Source organism: Sphingomonas sp. Sph1(2015) (assembly GCF_001970915.1).
Classification (GTDB): Bacteria; Pseudomonadota; Alphaproteobacteria; order Sphingomonadales; family Sphingomonadaceae; genus Sphingomonas; species Sphingomonas parapaucimobilis.
The window spans coordinates 60,493-80,902 of the sequence record NZ_MQUI01000013.1 but is presented as its reverse complement, the minus strand read 5'-3'; the positions used below and the strand labels follow the sequence as shown (position 1 = coordinate 80,902).

23 protein-coding genes are annotated in these 20,410 nt (G+C 67.5%); 12 read left to right on the top strand and 11 right to left on the bottom strand.

Annotated elements, in window-relative coordinates:
- Nucleotides 1–233 precede the first annotated feature (233 nt).
- Entirely contained in the window at nt 234–638 is a 405-nt protein-coding gene (locus BSZ14_RS07825; protein ID WP_052811419.1) for a hypothetical protein, read from the bottom strand.
- Nucleotides 635–1,066 (bottom strand): TIGR01244 family sulfur transferase, encoded by a 432-nt coding sequence (locus BSZ14_RS07820; RefSeq protein WP_042485259.1) that lies wholly within the window; start codon nt 1,064–1,066, stop codon nt 635–637. Before BSZ14_RS07820 ends, BSZ14_RS07825 begins: the two co-directional genes overlap by 4 nt.
- A 157-nt stretch (nt 1,067–1,223) precedes the next feature.
- On the opposite strand from BSZ14_RS07820, the gene BSZ14_RS07815 reads away from it, so the two are divergent.
- The 5 genes from BSZ14_RS07815 to BSZ14_RS07795 all read left to right on the top strand — a co-directional run bounded on the left by BSZ14_RS07815 (nt 1,224) and on the right by BSZ14_RS07795 (nt 7,034).
- Nucleotides 1,224–2,249 (top strand): YncE family protein, encoded by a 1,026-nt coding sequence (locus BSZ14_RS07815; protein ID WP_076710488.1) that lies wholly within the window; start codon nt 1,224–1,226, stop codon nt 2,247–2,249.
- 48 nt (nt 2,250–2,297) lie between these two features.
- Complete coding sequence (crtY, locus tag BSZ14_RS07810) at nt 2,298–3,470, top strand: lycopene beta-cyclase CrtY (RefSeq protein WP_076710487.1); 1,173 nt, start codon at nt 2,298–2,300, stop codon at nt 3,468–3,470.
- Nucleotides 3,467–4,942 (top strand): phytoene desaturase, encoded by a 1,476-nt coding sequence (locus tag BSZ14_RS07805; protein WP_076710486.1) that lies wholly within the window; start codon nt 3,467–3,469, stop codon nt 4,940–4,942. Before crtY ends, BSZ14_RS07805 begins: the two co-directional genes overlap by 4 nt.
- Before the next feature lie 155 nt (nt 4,943–5,097).
- Nucleotides 5,098–6,054 (top strand): alpha/beta hydrolase, encoded by a 957-nt coding sequence (locus tag BSZ14_RS07800; RefSeq protein WP_198930471.1) that lies wholly within the window; start codon nt 5,098–5,100, stop codon nt 6,052–6,054.
- 74 nt (nt 6,055–6,128) lie between these two features.
- Nucleotides 6,129–7,034: a hypothetical protein gene (locus tag BSZ14_RS07795; protein WP_076710485.1), complete on the top strand. Its 906-nt coding sequence runs from the start codon at nt 6,129–6,131 to the stop codon at nt 7,032–7,034.
- Nucleotides 7,035–7,110: 76 nt separating this feature from the next.
- Here BSZ14_RS07795 and BSZ14_RS07790 read toward each other — a convergent pair whose 3' ends face one another.
- The gene (locus BSZ14_RS07790) at nt 7,111–8,937 is read right to left on the bottom strand and encodes an ABCB family ABC transporter ATP-binding protein/permease (protein ID WP_076710484.1); all 1,827 of its coding nucleotides are present in this window, start codon (nt 8,935–8,937) and stop codon (nt 7,111–7,113) included.
- Between the two features lie 132 nt (nt 8,938–9,069).
- Between BSZ14_RS07790 and BSZ14_RS07785 the strand changes: the two genes are divergently transcribed.
- On the top strand, nt 9,070–9,300 hold the full coding sequence (locus BSZ14_RS07785) for a hypothetical protein (protein WP_042485246.1): 231 nt from the start codon (nt 9,070–9,072) through the stop codon (nt 9,298–9,300).
- A gap of 166 nt (nt 9,301–9,466) precedes the next feature.
- Here BSZ14_RS07785 and BSZ14_RS07780 read toward each other — a convergent pair whose 3' ends face one another.
- Genes BSZ14_RS07780 through BSZ14_RS07755 form a run of 6 tightly spaced genes read right to left on the bottom strand, consistent with a single transcriptional unit; the run spans nt 9,467 to nt 13,734 of the window.
- Nucleotides 9,467–10,417: a phytoene/squalene synthase family protein gene (locus BSZ14_RS07780; RefSeq protein WP_076710483.1), complete on the bottom strand. Its 951-nt coding sequence runs from the start codon at nt 10,415–10,417 to the stop codon at nt 9,467–9,469.
- The gene (locus tag BSZ14_RS07775) at nt 10,414–10,995 is read right to left on the bottom strand and encodes an LOG family protein (protein ID WP_042485239.1); all 582 of its coding nucleotides are present in this window, start codon (nt 10,993–10,995) and stop codon (nt 10,414–10,416) included. Before BSZ14_RS07775 ends, BSZ14_RS07780 begins: the two co-directional genes overlap by 4 nt.
- Nucleotides 10,996–11,054: 59 nt before the next feature.
- Nucleotides 11,055–11,495 carry a hypothetical protein gene (locus BSZ14_RS07770; protein WP_076710482.1) on the bottom strand — a complete coding sequence of 147 codons (441 nt, stop codon included), beginning with the start codon at nt 11,493–11,495 and terminating at the stop codon, nt 11,055–11,057.
- Nucleotides 11,492–12,301, bottom strand: a complete 810-nt coding sequence (locus tag BSZ14_RS07765) for an FAD:protein FMN transferase (RefSeq protein ID WP_076710481.1) — start codon at nt 12,299–12,301, stop codon at nt 11,492–11,494. The genes BSZ14_RS07770 and BSZ14_RS07765 overlap by 4 nt, the downstream gene beginning before the upstream one ends.
- Entirely contained in the window at nt 12,291–12,818 is a 528-nt protein-coding gene (locus BSZ14_RS07760; protein WP_076710480.1) for an FMN-binding protein, read from the bottom strand. Before BSZ14_RS07760 ends, BSZ14_RS07765 begins: the two co-directional genes overlap by 11 nt.
- A 10-nt stretch (nt 12,819–12,828) precedes the next feature.
- Nucleotides 12,829–13,734, bottom strand: a complete 906-nt coding sequence (locus BSZ14_RS07755) for a DUF6662 family protein (RefSeq protein ID WP_042485233.1) — start codon at nt 13,732–13,734, stop codon at nt 12,829–12,831.
- A gap of 243 nt (nt 13,735–13,977) precedes the next feature.
- On the opposite strand from BSZ14_RS07755, the gene recQ reads away from it, so the two are divergent.
- The 5 genes from recQ (at nt 13,978) to BSZ14_RS07730 (ending at nt 18,698) form a co-directional block, all read left to right on the top strand.
- A complete protein-coding gene (recQ, locus tag BSZ14_RS07750) occupies nt 13,978–15,747 on the top strand; it encodes a DNA helicase RecQ (protein WP_076710478.1) in 1,770 nt (589 codons plus the stop codon).
- Nucleotides 15,748–15,757: 10 nt separating this feature from the next.
- Nucleotides 15,758–16,270: a GNAT family N-acetyltransferase gene (locus BSZ14_RS07745; protein WP_076710477.1), complete on the top strand. Its 513-nt coding sequence runs from the start codon at nt 15,758–15,760 to the stop codon at nt 16,268–16,270.
- A 351-nt stretch (nt 16,271–16,621) separates the two neighbouring features.
- Nucleotides 16,622–17,455, top strand: coding sequence for a sterol desaturase family protein (locus BSZ14_RS07740; protein WP_241823687.1), 834 nt, complete (start codon nt 16,622–16,624; stop codon nt 17,453–17,455).
- Complete coding sequence (locus tag BSZ14_RS07735; protein WP_330218791.1) at nt 17,421–17,741, top strand: DUF2141 domain-containing protein; 321 nt, start codon at nt 17,421–17,423, stop codon at nt 17,739–17,741. The genes BSZ14_RS07740 and BSZ14_RS07735 overlap by 35 nt, the downstream gene beginning before the upstream one ends.
- Nucleotides 17,742–17,813: 72 nt before the next feature.
- Entirely contained in the window at nt 17,814–18,698 is an 885-nt protein-coding gene (locus BSZ14_RS07730) for a MipA/OmpV family protein (RefSeq protein WP_241823685.1), read from the top strand.
- Nucleotides 18,699–18,931: 233 nt separating this feature from the next.
- Here BSZ14_RS07730 and BSZ14_RS07725 read toward each other — a convergent pair whose 3' ends face one another.
- Nucleotides 18,932–19,447 carry a hypothetical protein gene (locus tag BSZ14_RS07725; protein WP_076710474.1) on the bottom strand — a complete coding sequence of 172 codons (516 nt, stop codon included), beginning with the start codon at nt 19,445–19,447 and terminating at the stop codon, nt 18,932–18,934.
- A gap of 64 nt (nt 19,448–19,511) precedes the next feature.
- Here BSZ14_RS07725 and BSZ14_RS07720 point away from each other — a divergent pair, with 64 nt between their 5' ends.
- Nucleotides 19,512–19,955: a DUF1810 domain-containing protein gene (locus BSZ14_RS07720; RefSeq protein ID WP_198930470.1), complete on the top strand. Its 444-nt coding sequence runs from the start codon at nt 19,512–19,514 to the stop codon at nt 19,953–19,955.
- 33 nt (nt 19,956–19,988) lie between these two features.
- Here the strand turns inward: BSZ14_RS07720 and BSZ14_RS07715 are convergent, their stop codons facing one another.
- Complete coding sequence (locus BSZ14_RS07715) at nt 19,989–20,366, bottom strand: hypothetical protein (RefSeq protein WP_139330369.1); 378 nt, start codon at nt 20,364–20,366, stop codon at nt 19,989–19,991.
- Nucleotides 20,367–20,410 lie beyond the last annotated feature (44 nt).

Genomic DNA, 20,410 nt, shown 5'->3' with positions numbered 1-20,410 from the left:
GGTCGCAGCCGATGACGGCTTGTGGCATGGTAAAGGCTCCTGTCCATGTCGTGCGGGATCCACAGTCCCAAGCAACTGTTCAGGGTTGTGACCAACGCGGAAGGGACCCTTGCTCCCTATCGGGCTCGAGACCCTCGGGGGGGACGGGCTCCCTTCCGCAACACCTTCATACCACCATCCCATCAGACAGGGGGGGGGACCATCCGAAGGATGGTGGAGGGGCATTCCCACCCTCAACGCGGGGCCAGCCGCCGGATGTCGAGCACATTCACCCCGGCCAGCATCACCGGCCCGAAACGCCCCTCGACCTCCGCGACGATGCCCTCGGCCCCCGATCGCACCCGCGTCCATGGGATTTCGCGCACCCCGATCCGGCGTCCCTGCAGCTTGAGCGCCGCGACCCGGCCGTCGGTCGCCACCACCAGCGCGCCCTGGCCATCGGCACCGACCACGGCGCCCGCCACGGTGAAGCCCGCCAGCGCCGCCTCGGCCGCCGCCGCGACATCTTCGGGCGAGCCGATCCGGCGATCGCGGCGGCGGGTGCAGAGCCAGGCGATCCCCGCCCCGCCTAGCGCCACGCCGAGGCCCAGCCCGGCCAGCGCCCCGGTCGTCACCGTGCCGACGAGCGGCAGGATCATCCGGCGTTGCCTGCCAGCGCGTCCAGCGTCGGGCGCAGGCCCGACAGGTCGTAACCCGCCCCTTCGGCCTGCATCACGATCAGGGTCGGGTTGCGCCCGGCCTTGGCCGCCGCCAGCGCCCACAGATTGCAGCTGCGCGTGCCCGACCGGCAATAGGCCAGCACCGGCCCCTTGGCCTCGACCAGCGCCTGGGTCATCTGGTCGACCATCTCGTGGCTGAACCCGCCGGGCGTCACGGGAATGGCGGTATAGGCCAGCCCCTGGTCCTCGGCCGCGGCGCGAATCGAATCGCCGGTCGGCTGGCCCGGCTCCTCGCCATCGGGGCGGTTGTTGACGATGGCGGCATAGCCCGCCGCCTTGATCGCGGCGACGTCCTCGGGCCGGATCTGGGGAGCGACGGCGACGCTTTCGTTGATTGGGCGGATCATGCGGTTCACCTATTCAAACGGCCGTTTCACCGCAACTGGTGGCGGACCCGCTTTGCGGGAAAAGACGCATCAGTTTCGCATCGGCTCCGCCATGCGGCGGAACATACGGCCGCGCGCCACGTCTGGCTGTCATCCCCCGTTGTTCAGGAGCCGCCCCATGCCGCTGATCGATCGCCGTCAGGGCCTGTGGAGCCTGGCCGCCCTGGGCGTGGCCTCCGCCCTTCCCCTCGCCTGGGCACGCCGGGCGCAGGCCGCGGCACCACCGCGCGGCGTGTTGGCCGTGGTCGAAAAGGGCCCGGGCGGCGTCGCCTTCTACCGCGTGCCCGACGGCGAACGGCTGGGTCAGGTGCCGCTGGGCACCCAGCCGCACGAGATGGTCGCCGATGCGGACGGCCGCTTCGCCTATGTCGGCGGCTATGGCGTCAAGGGCTGGCAGTTCGGCGGCGAGGGCGGGCATCAGCTCTGGGTGATCGATCTGGCGGCGCGCAAGCTCGCGCGCACCATCGACCTGGCCCCGCACCGCCGCTGGCACGGGATGCGGATGGATGCGAAGGGTCGCCTCTATGCCCTGTCCGAGACCGACAGCCTGCTCGCCCGCTTCGACACGCCCGCCACCGCTGACGGCCCCGACCGGATGATCCCGGTCGGCGGCGCGCGCAGCCATTATTTCGTGGTGAAGGCCGATGGCAGCCGCGCCTATGTCGCCGACACGATGAGTGGCATGGTCATCATGGTGAACCCCGACGATGCCAGCTTCGCACCGGTCAAACAGCATATCGGCAAGGCGCCCGAGGGCCTGGCGCTCAGCCCCGACGAACGGACGCTCTATGTCATCGACCGCCCGGCGGGCGTGCTCCACGCGCTCGATGCGGTGACGCTGCGGCCGCGCGCGCGCACCACCCTGCGCGGTGAGGCGGTGCGGGTGGTCGTGCAGCCGGACGGCCGGTTGATCGTATCGAACACCGCCGACAAGAGCCTGACCCGCCATTCGCCCGCCACCCTGGCCGAGGAAGCACGGCTGCCCCTGCCCGCCGCCGCGCCGGGGCTGAACCTGCCCGCCGGTGGGTCGGTCCTGTACGCGGCGCTGGAGAATGACCGGATCGCGATCATCGATCTGGCGGCATGGAAGATCACCGGCGGCTTCGCGACCGGCGACGCGCCCGACACCGCCGTCCTTCTGTAATGGCACCGACCCTTTGCCTCGGCCCCGCTTTCCGGTAGCGGTGGGCCAATGGCTGCCAAAATCTCCTGCGATGTCGCGATCATTGGCGCTGGCCTGGCCGGCGGGTTGATCGCGCTGGCGTTGAAAGCCCGCCATCCCTCGCTCGACGTCCGGCTGGTCGATGCGGGCGAGACGATCGGCGGCAACCATCTCTGGTCCTTTTTCGGCAGCGATGTCGCCAAGCGCGACCGTTGGATCGTCGAGCGGCTCGTCGCCCATGGCTGGCGCAGCTATGACGTCGCCTTTCCGGCGCATTCGCGCACCATCGACCAGACCTATTATTCGATCGAGAGCCACCGCCTCGACACCGAAGTGCGCCGGGCGCTGCCGCCGAAAGCGCTGATCCTGGGGCGCAAGGTGCTGGCGGTGTCGGCCACCGCCGCCGTCTTCGCCGATGGCGACCGGGTGGAGGCGACGGGCGTGATCGACGCGCGGGGCGCGGGCGACCTGTCGTCGCTGTCCTGCGGCTGGCAGAAATTCGTCGGGCAGGAACTGAAGCTCGCCCGCCCGCACGGGGTCGAGCGGCCGGTGGTGATGGACGCCACCGTCAAGCAGCTCGACGGCTATCGGTTCGTCTATACCCTGCCCTTCGCCGAGGACCGGATCTTCGTCGAGGATACCTATTACTCCACCTCCGCCGAGCTGAACCGTCGCGCCATCGTCCAGCGGATCGAACGCTATGCCGACAGCCGCGACTGGGTGGGGGCCGAGGTGGTGCGCGAGGAGGCGGGCGTGCTGCCCGTCGCCATGGGCGGCGATTTCGACGGTTACTGGCGCAGCGGCGGGGCCAGGACGCCCAAGGCCGGGATGCGCGCCGGGCTGTTTCACCCGACCACCGGCTATTCGCTGCCCGATGCGATCCGCATGGCCGCGATGCTGGCCGATCGGCGCGACTTTGCAGGGACCGACCTGCACGACGCGACCTATCGCATGGCGCGCGACGCCTGGGACGCGCGCGGCTTTTACCGTATGCTCGACACGATGTTGTTCAAGGCCGCGGAGCCGGATGAGCGATACCGCGTTCTTGAGCGTTTCTATCGACTTCCGCCCGACCTGATCGGGCGATTCTATGCGGGGCAATCGACCATGGCCGACAAGGCACGAGTTTTGACCGGACGGCCGCCGGTGCCGATCCTGCGCGCGATCGCCGCCCTGAGAGATAAGTCGGGGGGCCGGGCATGAAGAGCGCGGTCGTCATCGGATCGGGCTTTGGCGGGCTGGCGCTGGCCATCCGCCTGCAATCGGCGGGCGTGCAGACGACGATCGTCGAGGCGCGCGACAAGCCGGGCGGGCGCGCCTATTATTGGGAGCGCGACGGCTTCACCTTCGACGCCGGGCCGACGGTCATCACCGATCCGGCCTGTCTGGAAGAACTCTGGGCGCTGACCGGCCGGTCGATGTCGGAGGACGTGACGCTCGATCCGGTCCATCCTTTCTATCGGCTCAACTGGGTCGACGGCACCAATTTCGATTACAGCAACGACGACACCCAGCTGCGCTCGGAAATCGCCAAGCTGAACCCCGACGATATCGCGGGATATGGCAAGTTCCTGGACTATGCCGAGGGGGTGTACCGCGAAGGCTATGAGAAGCTCGGCCATGTCGCGTTTCTCGACTTCGCCTCGATGATCAAGGCCGCGCCCGCGCTGGCGAAGTACCAGGCATGGAATTCGGTCTATGCCATGGTGTCGAAGTTCGTGAAGTCGGAAAAGCTGCGCGAGGCCTTGTCCTTCCACACGCTTCTCGTCGGCGGCAATCCGATGACGACCAGCGCCATCTATGCGCTGATCCACAAGCTGGAGCGCGACGGCGGCGTCTGGTTCGCGCGCGGCGGCACCAACCGCCTCGTGGCGGGCATGGTCGCGCAGTTCGAGCGGATCGGCGGCGTGATCCGGCTGGGCGATCCCGTCACGCGGATCGAGACTTTGGGCGACCGCGCGACCGGCGTGGTGACCAAGAGCGGCCTGACCATCCAGGCCGATGCCGTCGCGACCAATGCCGATATCATGCACAGCTATCGCGACCTGCTGTCCGACAACCGCTCGGCGCGGCGGGCGGTCAACCGGCTGGAGCGCAAGCGCTATTCGCCGTCGCTGTTCGTCGTCCATTTCGGCATCAAGGGCGCCTGGCCGGGCATCCCGCACCACATGATCCTGTTCGGTCCGCGCTATAAGGGCCTGCTGACCGATATCTACGATACCGGCGTGCTGTCGGAGGATTTCTCGCTCTACCTCCACCATCCGACCGTCACCGACCCGAGCCTTGCGCCCGAGGGGCATTCGACCTTCTACGCGCTGGCCCCGGTGCCGCACATGGGCAAGTTCCCGATGAACTGGGACGAGGTCGGACCGATCCTCGAAAAGCGCATCCTGGACGAGGTGGGCCGTCGCCTGATCCCGGACATCCACGAACGGATCGTGACCAAGTTCCATTACGCCCCGGCCGATTTCGCGACCGACCTGAACGCGCATATGGGTTCGGCCTTCTCGCTGGAGCCGATCCTGACGCAGAGCGCCTATTTCCGGGTCCACAACCGCGACGATTCGATCCCCAACCTGTATTTCGTCGGCGCGGGCACCCATCCGGGCGCGGGCATTCCGGGCGTGGTCGGCAGCGCCAAGGCCACGGCGGCGCTGATGCTGGAGCGGCAGTAACGGCCTCCCTCTCCCCCTCCGTTCAGGCTGAGCGAAGTCGAAGGCCAAGGGAAAACCTGGCCCCGCATCCCTGTGGCGAGGGCATCGCGTGGCCTTCGACTTCGCTCAGGCTGAACGGGGCGTCGGGAATAAAGGCCATTAAAGAGGGGTAGGTCATGTCGCTCGTCACGCTGTTCGCCGCCATCATCGCCGCAACCATGCCGATGGCCGATCGCGACATTGCCGCCCCCGGCCCTGAGGGTCCGCTGAAAGGCAGCTGGACCGGACCGGAGGGGGCCAAGGTGCCGGTCGTGCTGATGATCCCCGGATCGGGACCGACCGACCGCGACGGCAACAGTCCGCGCGGGCTGAAGGCCGCCTCGCTGCGTCTGCTCGCCGAAGGGCTGGCGGCCAAGGGCATCGCCAGCGTGCGAATCAACAAGCGCGGCATGTTCGCCAGCGCGGGCGCGATCCCCGATGCCAACAAGGTGACGATCGACGATTATGCCGCCGACACCCGCGCCTGGATCGCCACGATCCGTGCGAAGACCGGCGCGCCCTGCGTGTGGGTATTGGGGCATAGCGAGGGCGGACTGGTCGCGCTGGACACCGCCGCCGCCAGACCGGCGGGACTGTGCGGCGTCATCGCTGTCTCCACCCCCGGACGCCGACTGGGCGAGGTGATGCGGGCGCAGCTCCATGCCAATCCGGCCAATGCGCCCATCCTGGCCGATGCAGACCGCGCGATCGACTCGCTGGAGGCCGGGCATACCATCCCCGCCGCCAGCCTGACGCCTCCGCTGTCGATGCTGTTCGCCGACGTGATCCAGCCCTTTCTGGTCAACAGCTTTGCCAAGGACCCGGCAAAACTGGCGGCCGCGACCAGCAAGCCGCTGCTGATCGTGCAGGGTGAAGCCGACCTTCAGGTCACGGTCGAGGACGCGAAGATCCTGAAAGCCGCCCAGCCCAAGGCGACGCTGATCCTGCTGCCCAAGGTCAACCACGTGTTGAAGACGGTCGAGGGCGAGAGCCGGGGCGCGAATCTGGCGACCTATGCCGACCCCAATCTGCCGATCGCACCGGGCGTGGTGACGGCGGTGGCGGATTTCATCACGAACCACCCCGCGCAATAAAGTCCGGTCCGGCCACAAAGCCGACATGATTACACCCGATCGTTACCCGGTCGTCACGACACCGGGAGATCATCATGAGCCGTGTCTTCGCCTGCCTCTTGTTGGCCCCCCTCACGGCCGCCGCGCCGCCGACGCCGGAGCGCGTGATCGCACCGGATGGACGCGAGACCTTGTCGGTCAACGGGGTCGCCCGCACCGTGCTGATCGATCCGGCGGCGCTCGGCATTCCGATCATCACCAAAAGCTATGCCGAAGCCGCGGGTATGAAGCCGGGCATGATCGAAATCGGCTTCCGGGTCGGGCCGGTACGGATCGACGGCAAATCCGCCGTGGCGGAGGTTCGGTCCGGTGCAGGGGCCGCGTTCAAACGACGGATCGCCTTTGCCGAACAACCTTATGCCACGGGCTATGACGGTGTGTTCGGCCCTGCCAGCCTGGCCGATCCCGTCATCCGTTTCCGCCTGCGCGCACCGCAACCGGGCGAGCGCGACGTCAGCCTGCCGATGGTCGGCGGCGGCGGGATGTTCGGCGATTGGGGTTCACGCTATGTCGTGATCCCGATCGAGGGGGAGCCGATGCGGGTCATCTTCAACCCCCGCAATCCGCGCAGCACGACCAATGCGGGTGGCGCGGTCCGGCTGGCACGGGCTTATGGCGGACAGTTATCCGGTGCGGCGACCCAACAGGAAATCGTCTTCGGGGTGACACGGCCGATTCGGACGATGACCTTGAAGACGCCCGTCGCGATCGGCCCGTTCGCGATGTCGCAATTGGGGGTCCGAACCGTCGATTTCGGCAGCACGGCAACCATCGCCGACGCCGATGCACCGGCGGGTGATCCGGACGAAGTGGTCGTAACCGGCAAGGGCAGGCGCAATCCCAAGAAGGACTGGCTGTCGATCGGCGCCGACCAGCTGAACCGCTGTTCGTCGATCGTGTTCGACAAGCCCGCAAGGCAGGTGCGGTTGAGCTGCCTCTGATCTTCCTCCCCTGCAAGGGGAGGGGGACCAGCGCAGCTGGTGGAGGGGTGTCACCTCCCCTTACAGGGGAGGAAACTCACGCCAGCAGCGCATCCTCCTCGACCTGTTCGACCTCAGCGGCCTGGCGTGCCCACATCTCCGCATACAGCCCGCCCTTCGCCAGCAATTCGCCGTGCGTGCCGCGCTCGACCACCCGGCCGCCGTCGAGGACGACGATCTGGTCGGCATGGACCACCGTCGACAAACGGTGCGCGATGACCAAGGTGGTCCGCCCGCGCTCGATCGCCTGGAGCGTGGCCAGAATATCCGCCTCGGTCCGGCTGTCGAGCGCGCTGGTCGCTTCGTCGAGGATCAGGATCGGCGGATTCTTGAGGAGGGTGCGCGCGATCGCCACGCGCTGCTTCTCGCCGCCCGACAGCTTCAGCCCGCGCTCGCCGACGCGGGTCGCATAGCCCTGGGGCTGGCGTTCGATGAAGTCGGCAATGGCCGCGCCCTTCGCGGCGCGCTCGACATCGTCCTGGTCGGCACCTTCGCGGCCATAGGCGATGTTATAGCCGATCGTCTCGTTGAACAGCACCGTGTCCTGCGGCACGATGCCGATCGCGGCGCGTAAAGAGTCCTGCGCCACCGCCGACACCGGCTGGCCATCGATGGTGATCGCACCGGAATTCACATCGTAGAAGCGATAGAGCAGCCGCGCGAGCGTCGACTTGCCCGCACCCGACGGCCCCACCACCGCACAGGTCGTGCCCGCCGGCACATCCAGCGTCAGCCCCTTCAATATGGTCCGCTCGGGATCATAGCCGAACACGACATGATCGAACCGGACATGCCCGCCGGTCACCTTCAACGACGGCGCGCCGGGCGTGTCGACGACTTCGGCGGGGGTGTCGATCAGGTCGAACATCGCACCCATGTCGATCACCCCCTGCCGGATGGTGCGATAGACCATGCCAAGCAGGTCGAGCGGCCGGAACAGCTGGGACAGCAAGGTCGATACCAGCACCACGTCACCGGCCGACGCCGCCCCCCGGCTCCACTCGCGCACGACCCAGGCCATGGCGAAGCCCAGCATCAGGCTGGTGATCGCCGCCTGTCCGACATTGAGCCAGGCGAGCGAATTTTCCGACTTGGTCGCCGCACGCGCATAGGCGGCGACGCCGTTCTCATACCGCCGTGCCTCACGCTCCTCGGCGTTGAAATATTTCACCGTCTCGAAATTTAGCAGCGAGTCGACCGCATGCGCGACCGCCCCGGTGTCGAGGTCGTTCATCTGCGTCCGCAACGCATTGCGCCAGTCGGTCACCTTGCGGGTGAAGACGATGTACAGGACGACCATCGCCATGGTGGTGACGACCAGGACGGGGCCGAAGCTGCGCCCGAAGATCGCCAGGACCAGCCCCAGTTCCAATACGGTCGGCGCGATGTTGAACAGCAGGAAATACAGCATCGTGTCGATGCTCTTGGTGCCCCGCTCAACGACCTTGGTGACGGCGCCGGTCCGCCGTTCCAGATGGAAACGCAGCGACAGGCGGTGGAGGTGGCGGAACACGTCGGCCGACAGCCGCCGGGTCGCATCCTGCCCGACCATCTCGAACACCGCATTGCGCAGATTGTCGAACAGGGTGGTCGCGAACCGCGCGCCTGCATAGCCGACGACCAGCAGGATCACGAGCGTCACCGCGCTCCGATCGTTCGCCGCCATCCGGTCGACCGCATATTTGAAGGTATAGGCCGCGCCCAGAACCTGGACGAGCTTGGACAGGATGACGAGCGCCATGGCCGCCACGATCCGCACGCGCAAGCCGGGCTCTCCGGCGGGCCAGAGATAGGGGAGGAAGCGGCGGAGCGTCGGGATCAGCGGCCGGTCGGCCGTCCCGGCGGTGGGATCGATTGGGGGCATGTCCGCCCCATGTCGGACGAAGCGGCGCCGAGTTCAATGGCTCAGGAACGCAATAGGGCGCCAAGGCAATCGTCCGAAGCCCGGAACCTCCCGCCGCGCGCCCACGTTTCACCTTTAACTGGAGGCGGTTAGATGGAACCGATTTTCTATGTGATGGCGATCCTGGGCTGCGGCGACGGCAGCATGGACTGCACCGAGGCGCGGATGGTGCCCGCCCGCTATGAGACCATGGCACAGTGCCGGGCCGACCTGGCCAACCGCATCGCCGCCAACACCGACGTCCCCTATCCCGTGATCGGGGCCGATTGCCGCCGGATGGGCGCGCAGATGGCGAAGACCGGACGCAAGCCGACTCGGGGCTAAGCACCCCGCTCTCCGTTCTGCTCCCCTACCCTCCGTTCGGCCCGAGCGAAGTCGAAGGCCAAGGGAACCAGAGGACAGGTTTCCCATCTGGTGAGTTATTCGCGTGACCTTCGACTTCGCTCAGGCTGAACGGAGGATGGGATAAGCCCGAACGCAGGGCTGGGCGTCAGCGCGGCCGCGTCCACAGCGTCGGATCGCGTGGGACGATCCGCATCTTGTCCCGCCGCGCCGCCTGCAGGCTGGCGCGCGCCATGAAACCCAGCTTCTCCAGCTTGCCGGTTCCGACCCGCGTGTCCCAGGCATGCCGCCCCCGCTTGGCCACCTTGCGCCCGATCTCACCATAGATCGCCGCCGCCGACAGCACCGCCCAGGCCGAGCGATAGGAGAGCGCGGGCGTGCCCATCCGCGCGCTCGCCTCGAACGCCGCTGCCCGGTCGGTCAGCCGCCGCGCCAGCGCGCTCAGGCCCGGCCGGTGCGAGGGGGCCATGATCGCGTCGGGGGCAATGCTCTTATAGGCGAGCCATTCGCGCGGCAGATAATGCCGCCCCGCGCCCGCATCCTCGGCAATGTCACGCGCGATATTGGCCAGCTGGAACGCCATGCCCAGATCGCAGGCACGGTCGAGCACGGCATCATCGTCCGGCGCGACGCCCATCGTCACCGCCATCATGCAGCCGACAACCCCCGCGACATGATAGCAATAGCGGTAGAGATCGTCCTCGGTCGCGGGCCGCCAGTCCTGCGCATCCAGCGCGAACCCGGCGATCAGGTCGCGGGGCCAGCGATGCGGCATTCCCGTCTCGGCCACGACCACGCGCAACGCGTCGAAGGCCGGGTCGCCGACCACCCGGCCCGCCAGCGCCGCCTCGGTCTTCTCGGTCAATTCGGCCAGCCGCGCGGGCGCATCGGCGACTCGGGTCATGCCATGGCCATGATCCTGCCCGTCGGCGATGTCGTCGCAGCGGCGGCACCAGGCATAGAGCAGCCAGGCGCGCGCACGCGTTTCGGGATCGAACAACAGGCTCGCCGCCGCGAAGCTCTTCGAGCCCCTGGCGATCGAATCCCGCGCCGCCGCCACCAGCGCGTCGCGCTCGGTCGGGGCGGCGGTGTCGCTCACAGATCGTCCGCGTTCATGCGCACGATCGGCTGGGTCGGCACATGCCTGCCCATCCGGTCGAGCAGACCGTCCAGCATGGTGTCGACGATCAGCAGCTCGCGGTGCTGCGGCCGCAGGAAACCGACCTCGCCCATCTTGTCCCAGAAGGCGACGAGATGATCGTAATAGCCGCCCGTGTTGAGCAGCCCGACCGGATCGGCATGATAGCCCAGCTGTGCCCAGCTCAGCGCTTCCCACAATTCATCCATCGTACCGGTGCCGCCCGCGATGGTGATGAAACCGTCGGACAGGTCGGTGAATGCCTTTTTCCGCTCATGCATGCCGGGCACGACATGCAGTTCGGTCAGCCCACGATGCGCGACCTCGGCATCGACCAGCGCCTGCGGGATGATGCCGATCACCTCGCCCCCGGCCTCCAGCGCCGCATCCGCCACCGCGCCCATCAGGCCCAGCCGCCCGCCGCCATAGACGACGCCGATTCCCCGCTCCGCCAGACCGCGCCCGACGGCGCGCGCGGTTTCGATATATTGGGGGTCCGAGGGGGTCGCCGACCCGCAGTAAATGGCCAATCGCTTCATGGGTCGTAGCGCTAGGCGATGAGGCCCGGCGGGGCAAGCCGGGCTGGCGGGGCGCAGGGTCAGCGCGGGTGCCCGCGCCCGATCCGGTGGACCATGAACAGCGGCAAGGACACCAGCCCCAGGCTCCAATGGACGATCGACACCCAGCCGCGCAGATCGTCGTCGCTGGCATAATAGAGCAGATAGCCGGTCGCGAGCAGCAGCATCGCGCCGGCGAACAGCACGCCCCCCGACCCGCGCCGCCGCTTCGCGGTCCAGCCACGCACGATATGCACCGCCCAAAGCAGCCCTAGAAACGCCGTGGTGGCCAGCGCCATCAGGCCATGAAGGCGCAACGCCCATGGTTCGACCGGGCTGATCTCCGGCCCATATTCCCCCTGTCGCGTCAGCCAGTGGTGCGCGATCAGCCAGCCCGTCCCGCTGGCCCAGAGGAGCAACAGCACGCCTTGGAGCAGACGCCGCCGCCTGGTGGTCAATTGCATCGCATTGGCGCGGCTCACATTTCGCATCCTATCGTTCGCCATCCCCGGTCGGGCTGATGGACATAGGCAACCGCGTCGTGCGCGCGGAGCAGCGCGGCGGCATCGTCGCCCATCGCCAGCACGATCTTGGTCAAGGCATCGGCGTCGGTGCAGCACGGCGCCGCGACGCTGACGAAAGCGGGGGTCGGGGAAGGGGCGGCGGCGGACGACGGAGCCGAGCGTCCGTCGCGGTGCTGCACCACGCCATATTCGGCCAGGCTGCCGATCACGTCGCTGCTCGCCAGCGCCCCATCCTGCAACAGCACCGCGACCGGGGCTGCGGGGCCGCTGGGGGTGAGCGTCACCGTCTCCTCCGGACCGAAGGTGCGCAGGTCGCCCCCGGCATTGACCATCGCCGCGACCAAGTCCGCCGCCGCCAGCCGCTCGCAGGCGCGATCGACCGCATAGCCCTTGGCGATGCCCGACAGATCGAGCCGCAGCGTGCGCCGCACCGCTATCCGCACGCCCTGAAGCCGCAGGTCGCGCCACGACGCGCCATTTTCCGGCAGGACCGGATCGAATGCACCGCCGCTGGCCTCCGCAAAGGCCAGCGCGCGGCCCAGGCACGCCGCCGTTGCGTGATCGATCACCGCCTCCTCGCCCGGCCGAAGACGAGCAATGGCCGCCAGATCGCTGTCCGCCGACTGGAAGCTCATGCGGTGATGGACATGGGCGATCGCCGCATAAGCCTGATCGATGGCGGCGACGACCGCCCCTTCGCTGCCGCCGCTCGCCCGGATCGTGGTGATCGTGCCCAGCCAGGGCCGGGCGCGTTCAGCCTGCACCGAAGACGATGCTGTTAGTGGCCAGCAACCGCTTCACACCCTCGGTCACATGCCGTGCCGAGAGCGTCCCCCCCGAATTGTTGCGAATGTCCTTGTCCAGCTCGAAGGGCGCGCCGTCCCGCTTGCCGACGAACTGGTGGCGCCAGGCCGGGTCACGGACCTGCCCCCCATAGCTTTCGCGATAATCGAGTATCTCCAGGCCGCGCACCGAGCCGTCGGCATTGACGGCGAGCGCCAGCGTGATGAACTCGTGCTTGCCCAGCACCCGGTCGACGAACAACCGGCCGCCATGCGGCGCGTGCCAGCTTCGCACCGTCCGGGACAGGACATGGACGCCGCTATGCGCGCGGATCGCGGCCATTTGTTCGGGGGACAGCGTGCGATCGTCGGGTGTCAGGGCCTGGTTGGGAAACCAGGCCGCCTGGACCTGTTGCACCGTCATGTAAACGGTGGCGCACAAGGGTGCCGGAATGGCCGCCGCGGCTATCGCGGCGAGCGGGATGAAGCGCGAGCGCATGGGTCCGTCCTTAAAAGGGGATGCCGAGTTTGAACGTCACCTCGTTGCGCTCATGACTGCGCAGGAAGAGGGTCTTGCCGATGTCGTTGCCGTCTTCGTCAAAGCCGGGATTGCCCGCGAATTGCCGCAGATAGCCCAGCGTCGCCCAGGCATGTTGACCGGCATAATGGACCGCCGGCCCGGCCCAGTAGACCGAATGCTCATGCTTGGTGAAATTGCCATATTCATTATGGTTGCGGAACTCGGCCCCGACGAAGAACTTGGGTGCGACGCGATAGGTGGCGCCCAGTTCATTGTTCCAGTCGAGTTCGCTATTGGTGTCGGGGCGTCCCGAAAAGCGGATCGATTCCGCCTCCAGCACCAGATTATAGGCCAGGACCACCCGGTCATCCGCGAAGTTCTTCTGAACGATCACACGGGTTTCCAGCCCGAAGGTGCCGGGACCGTATTTCAGGCCGTTGTGCAGATCGTGAAAGGCGTATTCGGGCTCGATATAGAAAGCGAGGCCCCAGCCATGCTTGTTCTTGTACGGGCTGATCGCACGGTAGACCAACTCGGTCGACAGGCTCTGCACCGTGAGATTGTGGCGGGTAAAGCCGGTCTGGCCCCGTTCGTCGTCATCATCGGGCGCGCCGGTCGCGTGCATCCGATTGGAGTTGACGTAGAGCGACGCCTGGAAATTGTCGGTGACGCCATATTCGAACTCGGTGCGCAGGTCGGTGGCGTCGTAATGGCCGAACGCGCGCCCCTCGCGCTCACGAACGACCTGTTCCAGCTCGAAATGGCCCGCCGGGGTCAGGTCGGTCGTATAGACCCGTGAAAACATACCCTCGCTGGCCATGGCCGGGGCGCTCGCCGCCATCATCAAGACGCACGACAGGGTGGCAGCCAGCGGCCGCGTTCGACAAATCAACATGAATCCCCTCATGAATATGAGACTTAGTCGCAATAGCCACGGCACTGCGCTCTGGCAATGTTTCGTTACAAAGCGAACCGCCCGTTTCGGGGATGGAAAGGCCCGATCGACGCCACGAGCATCGGACAACATCGCAAAAACACGCTCGATTTTTTCCACGGAACGGATGTGAAAATATTTTCGTCAGGCGTGAAAAACCGGCTGCCCTTCCCCCGCCCCTGCACGGTCGCTACATGCAGGCCGATGGTCGCCGACCCCCTTGCCAAACTCCATGAAGTCTTCGGGTACAGCCAGTTCCGCGGCGTGCAGGCGCAGGTTGTCGACCGCGTCCTGAACCGGCAACGGACGCTGGCGGTCATGCCGACGGGCGCAGGAAAATCGCTCTGCTACCAGCTGCCCGCCGTGATGATGGACGGCTGCTGCGTCGTGGTCAGCCCGCTGATCGCGCTGATGCACGACCAGTTGCGCGCGGCCGAGGCGGTGGGCATCCGCGCCGCCACGCTGACCAGCGTCGACCAGAACCGGGCCGAGACGGTCGCGCGCTTCCGCGACGGCCAGCTCGACCTGCTCTATGTCGCACCCGAGCGTGCTTCGTCAGGGCATTTCCGCGAGTTGCTCAGCTCCGCGCCGCTCAGCCTGTTCGCGATCGACGAAGCCCACTGCGTCAGCGAATGGGGGCATGACTTCCGCCCCGACTACCGGCTGCTCGAACCGCTGATGGACGCCTTTCCGGAGGTGCCCCGGCTCGCGCTGACCGCGACCGCCGATGCGCATACCCGCGCCGACATTGCCAAGCAGTTGGGCATTCCGGTCGAGGGGATGATCGTCTCGGGCTTCGACCGGCCCAATATACGCTATGCGATCAGCCCCAAGGCGAACGTCAACCTGCAGATCGCGCGCGTCGTCGCCGACACGCCCGGCCCCGGCATCGTCTATGCCCAGACGCGCGCGGCGACCGAGAAGCTGGCCGAGGCGCTGGCGCGGACCGGCCGCCCGGTGCGCGCCTATCATGCCGGGCTCGACCCCGCGGTGCGCGCGAAGAACCAGGCCGATTTCGTGGCGAGCGAGGACATGGTGATCTGCGCCACCGTCGCCTTCGGCATGGGCATCGACAAGCCCGACGTGCGCTTCGTCGCCCATGCCGGGCTGCCGAAGTCGATCGAGGCCTATTATCAGGAAACCGGCCGTGCGGGCCGCGACGGCGATCCATCGGTCGCGCATCTCTTCTGGGGCGCCGACGATTTCGCCCGCGCGCGGCAACGCATGGCCGAGGTCGAGCCCGAGCGGCAGGCAGGCGAGCGCGCGCGGCTGTCGGCGCTGGGGGCGCTGGTCGAGACGGGCGGATGCCGCCGCCGCATCCTGCTGCGCCATTTCGGCGAGGAACTGGCGGAGGATTGCGGCAATTGCGACAATTGCCTGGGGTCGCCCGATGCGGTCGATGCGACGACCGTAGCGCAGAAATTCCTGTCGGCGGTGTTCCGCACCGGCCAGATGTTCGGCGCGGGCTATATCGAGCAGGTGCTGACCGGCCAGTCGACCGAGCGCAGCCTGATGAACGGGCATGAGGCGCTGTCGGTGTGGAACATCATCGACGGGGACGAGGTGGCGCTGATCAAGCCGGTCCACCGTGCGCTGCTGTTGCGCGATGCACTACGCACCAATCATCATGGCGGGCTGGAGTTCGGCCCCGCCGCCCGCGCACTCATCAAGGGCGAGGCGCGGCTGTCGCTGGTCGTGCCGCCCAAGCGTGAGAAGAAGGGCCGCCGCGCCGCACCCGTCGCCGCCAATCCGGCGGACAATCCGCTGTTCGAGGCGTTGCGCGCCAAGCGCCGCGAACTGGCGCAGGAGGCGGGGGTGCCGCCCTATGTCATCTTCCACGACTCGGTGCTGCGCGACATGGCGGCGCAGCGGCCGACCAGCAGGGCGGCGCTGTCGCTGCTGTCGGGCATCGGCGCGCGCAAGCTGGATGCCTATGGCGAGGCGTTTCTGGCGGTGATCCGCGACGCGGGCTAAGCTGCGGGGCATGACCGCGCCGACCCTGACCACCGAACGGCTGACCCTGCGCAGCCATCATCCCGACGATCTCGACGCACTGGCAGCGATGTGGGCCGATCCGGCGGTGTACGGGATGATCGGCGGCAAGCCGCGCGCTCGCGAGGATGTGTGGATTCGGCTGCTTCGATCGGTCGGATGCTGGACAGTGTTCGGATACGGCGCCTGGGTGGTGTGCGACCCGGCGACGGGGCAGGTGCTGGGCGATATGGGCCTGCTGGAGTCACGGCGCGCGATCGTGCCGGAACTGACGGTGCCGGAGGTCGGATGGACGCTGGTCCCGGCCGCGCAGGGCAAGGGCTATGCGGGCGAGGCGATGCGCGCGGTGCTGGACTGGGCGGAGGCGCAGGGAATCGGGCGGACCTGCTGCATCATCGATCCGGGAAACAGCGCGTCGATCCGGCTGGCAGAGAAGTTGGGCTATGGCGCGCCGGTCGAGGGGGTCTATCACGAAAGGCCGATCCGCATCTTCCACCGGGGATAACCCAAGCTCCCACCTCCGTTCGCACTGAGCGAAGTCGAAGTGCATGGGATGCGCTCGCTGATAAGGTGATGCGTGGGCTTCGACTTCGCTCAGCCTGAACGGAGGTGGTGGAGTTCGAGCGGAGACGCGGAGGTGTCACGTCCGGCCGACAGGCCGCTTCTGCTCATCGACGGCGCGGCATGGGCAAAAGGATGAACACGTCCTCGACGCCGACGCCCGCTTCAACCTCTCCGCGCCTCCGCGCCTCCGCGCGAACAAAAGGCCTCGAACCAGACGTTCGCGGTTCAAGCCACGCCCCCGATAGGGTACAAGGTTCTCGTGACGCTTGCCCTGATCCTGTCCGCCATCGCCATGACGCTGATCGTCGGTGTCCGCTATCTGCTCGCCTCGGGGGCGTTTGCGCTGGCGACCCGGGCACGGCATCCGAATCTCTATGCCGGGCTGGATCCGCAGATCCGGCGCGAAATCTGGTGGAGCCTGGCCTCCGCCGCCATTTACGGCGTGCCCGCAGGCATCGTCGCCTGGGGCTGGCAGAATCGCGGCTGGACACAGATTTACGCCGACATCCACGCCTATCCGCTCTGGTACTGGCCGGTCTCGGTGCTGCTGTACCTGGTCGCGCACGACACCTGGTTCTACTGGACGCATCGCTGGATGCACCGGCCCGCCGTCTTCAAGGCTGCCCACGCCGTCCACCATGCCAGCCGCCCGCCGACCGCCTGGGCCGCCATGGCCTTTCACCCGATCGAGGCGGTGACGGGCGCTGTGGTAATTCCGCTACTTGTGTTTGTGATTCCGATTCACGTCGGCGCGCTCGGCTTGGTGCTGACCATCATGACCGTTATGGGCGTGACCAACCACATGGGTTGGGAGATCTTTCCGCGATTCCTGTGGCAGGGGCACCTGGGGGGGTGGCTCATCACGGCAAGCCATCATCAACGGCATCATGAGCAATATGGGTGCAATTATGGACTCTATTTCCGGTTCTGGGATCGACTGTGCGGCACGGACCGGGGGCTCGGGGATTTCGAGCGCGCCCATGCGCAGGCCGCGCGCCGCGCTTCTGGTGCTGGCCGCCCTGCCGCTGATCAGCGCCGCGCCGGTCAGCCGACTGGACATCGGGATCGACCAGCTCCGCTCGGCCAAGGGCATGATCCGGCTGTGCCTGACCGCCGACCCGGATAACTTCCCGCAATGCGTCGACGATGCGCGCGCGCTGACCCGCTCGGTCCCCGCCGGGCAGCGGGGCATCCACCTGGACGGCCTGCCGCACGGCAATTACGCCGCCGCCGTCATCCATGACGAGAACAACAATGCCAAGCTCGACACGCTGGCGGGCATCCCGCGCGAAGGCTTCGGCTTTTCACGCAATCCGGTGATCCGCTTCGGCCCGCCGCGCTTTGCCGCGGCGCGGTTCACGCTCGATTCTGTTGCCGAAACACAACAGATTAAGATGCGGTACATCTTCTGACACAATCCGCCGGAGCGAAATCGTGACCGTAGCGTTGCATTTCGGATAACAGAATTCAGGGAGTTTTCCGTCTTGCGCCTATTTTCGCGCGTTTCCGCCCCGCTGATCGCCATGGGCGCGCTATCCCTGTCGGCCCCCGCTTTTGCGCAGGATGCCACGGTGTCCAGCAACCCCGCCGCCGCCGAGATGGCGGGCCAACTGGGCAAGAACACCATCACCGTCGGCCTGGCCGGGGCCTATCTGCCCGATTACGAGGGGTCGAACGACTATCAGTTCACCCCCGCCCCCGCCGCGCTCGCCTATATCGACGGGCACACCATCACCTATATCGGCAACCGCCTCTCGGTCGACCTGATCGGCGACAAGGCCAATCGCGACTGGGATATCCAGGCCGGGCCGATCGGCGTGGTGAACCTGGACCGCACCGCCCCGTCGCAGATCGACGATCCCCGCGTCCGCGCGCTGGGCAAGATCGGTGCGGCGGTCGAGCTGGGCGGCTATGTCGGCATCGGCAAGATCGGCGTGGTCACCAGCCCCTATGACCGACTCTCTGTCTCGCTCAGCTATCGCCATGACGTGACCGGCGTACACGACAGCGGCATCTGGCAGCCTTCGGTCAACTATTTCACCCCCTTGTCGACCAAGGCGGCGGTCGGCCTGTTCGCCACCGCCGAGCGGGCCGGGCGCGGCTATGCCCGCCGCTATTTCTCGATCACGCCGGACCAGAGCACGGCGAGCGGCCTGCCCGTGTACAATGCGCGCGCCGGGTGGAAGGACTGGTCGGTCGGTGGCCTTGCCACCTATTCGATCACCGGCAACCTGTTGAAGGGGTGGAAGGTCGTCGGCGGCCTGACCTATGGCCGGATGGTCAACGACTTCGGGGACAGCCCGATCGTGGCGCAGGCCGGTTCGCGCGGCCAGTGGCTGAGCGCGCTGGGGCTGGCGTACACGTTCTGAGGACAAGCTGAAGGCCCGGCCGGGGAGGAATCGCGGCAGGCATATCCGGCGGCGCGCTTCCTCTCACTCCCGTAAGCCTCTCCCCTCCCGCAAGCGGGAGGGGTCGGGGGAGGGCAAGGAGTCTCACCGAGACCATCGCCCGTGGCCTTCCCTCCCCCATCCCCTCCCGCCTGCGGGAGGGGCGTGATTCGTTGCGAGCCGCTGGTGCCCCCTCGCCATGCGCGGGGGGAGGATCACCCCTCCTGCGGGCATTCCCCCGGCTGGGTCACGGGTGCGCCGCCCATATACCATTGGCTGCGGTCGCCCATCGTCTCGCGGTCGTGATAGCAGACCCGCGCCTTGGACGATTTCAGGTCGATCTGGACCGTCCAGTTGTTGTCGGCGCAGTCATGCGGGGTGCAGCCATGGGCGGCGATCCCCTGCTCCCCCTGGCGGAAGATCGGCACCGTCACCGCGCCGCGCGACATGATCCGCTGCACCAGCTTCTGGTCGCCGACCGCATCGTGCAGCGCGCTCGCCACCTCGGTCCGGTCGAAGAAGCTGACCCCGTCGACCGCATCGCCCGGATAATGGCCGACATAGCTGGTCAGCGGGTTGACCTGCGCCACGCCCGGTATCGGGGTGGGTCGCGCCGTACCCGGCGGGGTGAAGTTACCCGGCGCGACATCCGAGTCGGTATCCCCCCCCTGCCCGCCGCACGCCGACAGCGCGAGCAGGGCCAAGGGGGCAAGGATGGCGAAACGGCACATGTCTCTCTCCTGACGAATCTCGTATGGGCGGGAACGCTTCGGGGCTGCGGCCGGTTGCCCCTTCATGTCATCCCTGCCTGCCCATGATGCCGCGCTGGCCCGCTTTGTCGAGGCCCAGGCGAACAGTTTTGCCACGGCGCTGGCCGAACTGCGATCCGGCGGCAAGCGAAGCCACTGGATGTGGTATATCTTCCCGCAGATCGCCGGACTGGGCCGCAGCCCCACGGCGATATTCTATGCCATCGCCGATGCCGACGAAGCCCGCGCCTATCTGGCGCATCCGCTGCTGGGGGAGCGCCTGCGGGCCGCCGTGGCCGCCGCGATCGCTGCGCCGGGTTCGGCCGAGGCGATCTTCGGCGCGGTCGATGCGATGAAGCTGCGCTCCTCGCTGACCCTGTTCGCCGCCGTCGCCGACGATCCCGCGCCATTCCGCCAAGGGCTTACGCGCTTCTTCGGCGGGCAGGACGATCCCGCGACGCTGGCGAGGCTCGACCATCCCGGACGGTGACGGTCGAGCCTCTCCCGGCCTACTTGGCCCGACTCACTTGATCGTGACGGGGCCGGGGCCGGTGACGCTGGCCGACTGGTCGGCGGTCAGCACGATCGTCCACTGGGTCGTGCCGTCGCACACCGCGTTCCAGGTCGGGTTGCCGTTGGTGGCGGCGGCTTCCTTCATCGCGGTGACCGACTGGCAGCTGGCGCCGCTCGGCCCGGCGTCACGGATCGCGCGGAACAGGACGCCGCGACGCTGGCCCTCGGGCAGCGCACGGATCTTGGCGCCCAGCGTGTCAGCGCTCATCTCGGTGCCGTTGGTGGTGACGGCGGCCGCGCTGTTATTCGCCGGTTCGCTGGAGGACCCGCACGCCGCCAGCGGCAGCGCGGCGGCCATCACGGCCAGGAGAATCGGGGAACGCTGCATGAACCAGTTCCTTTCCTATCTGGCGGTCGCGGGAGGGCGACCGT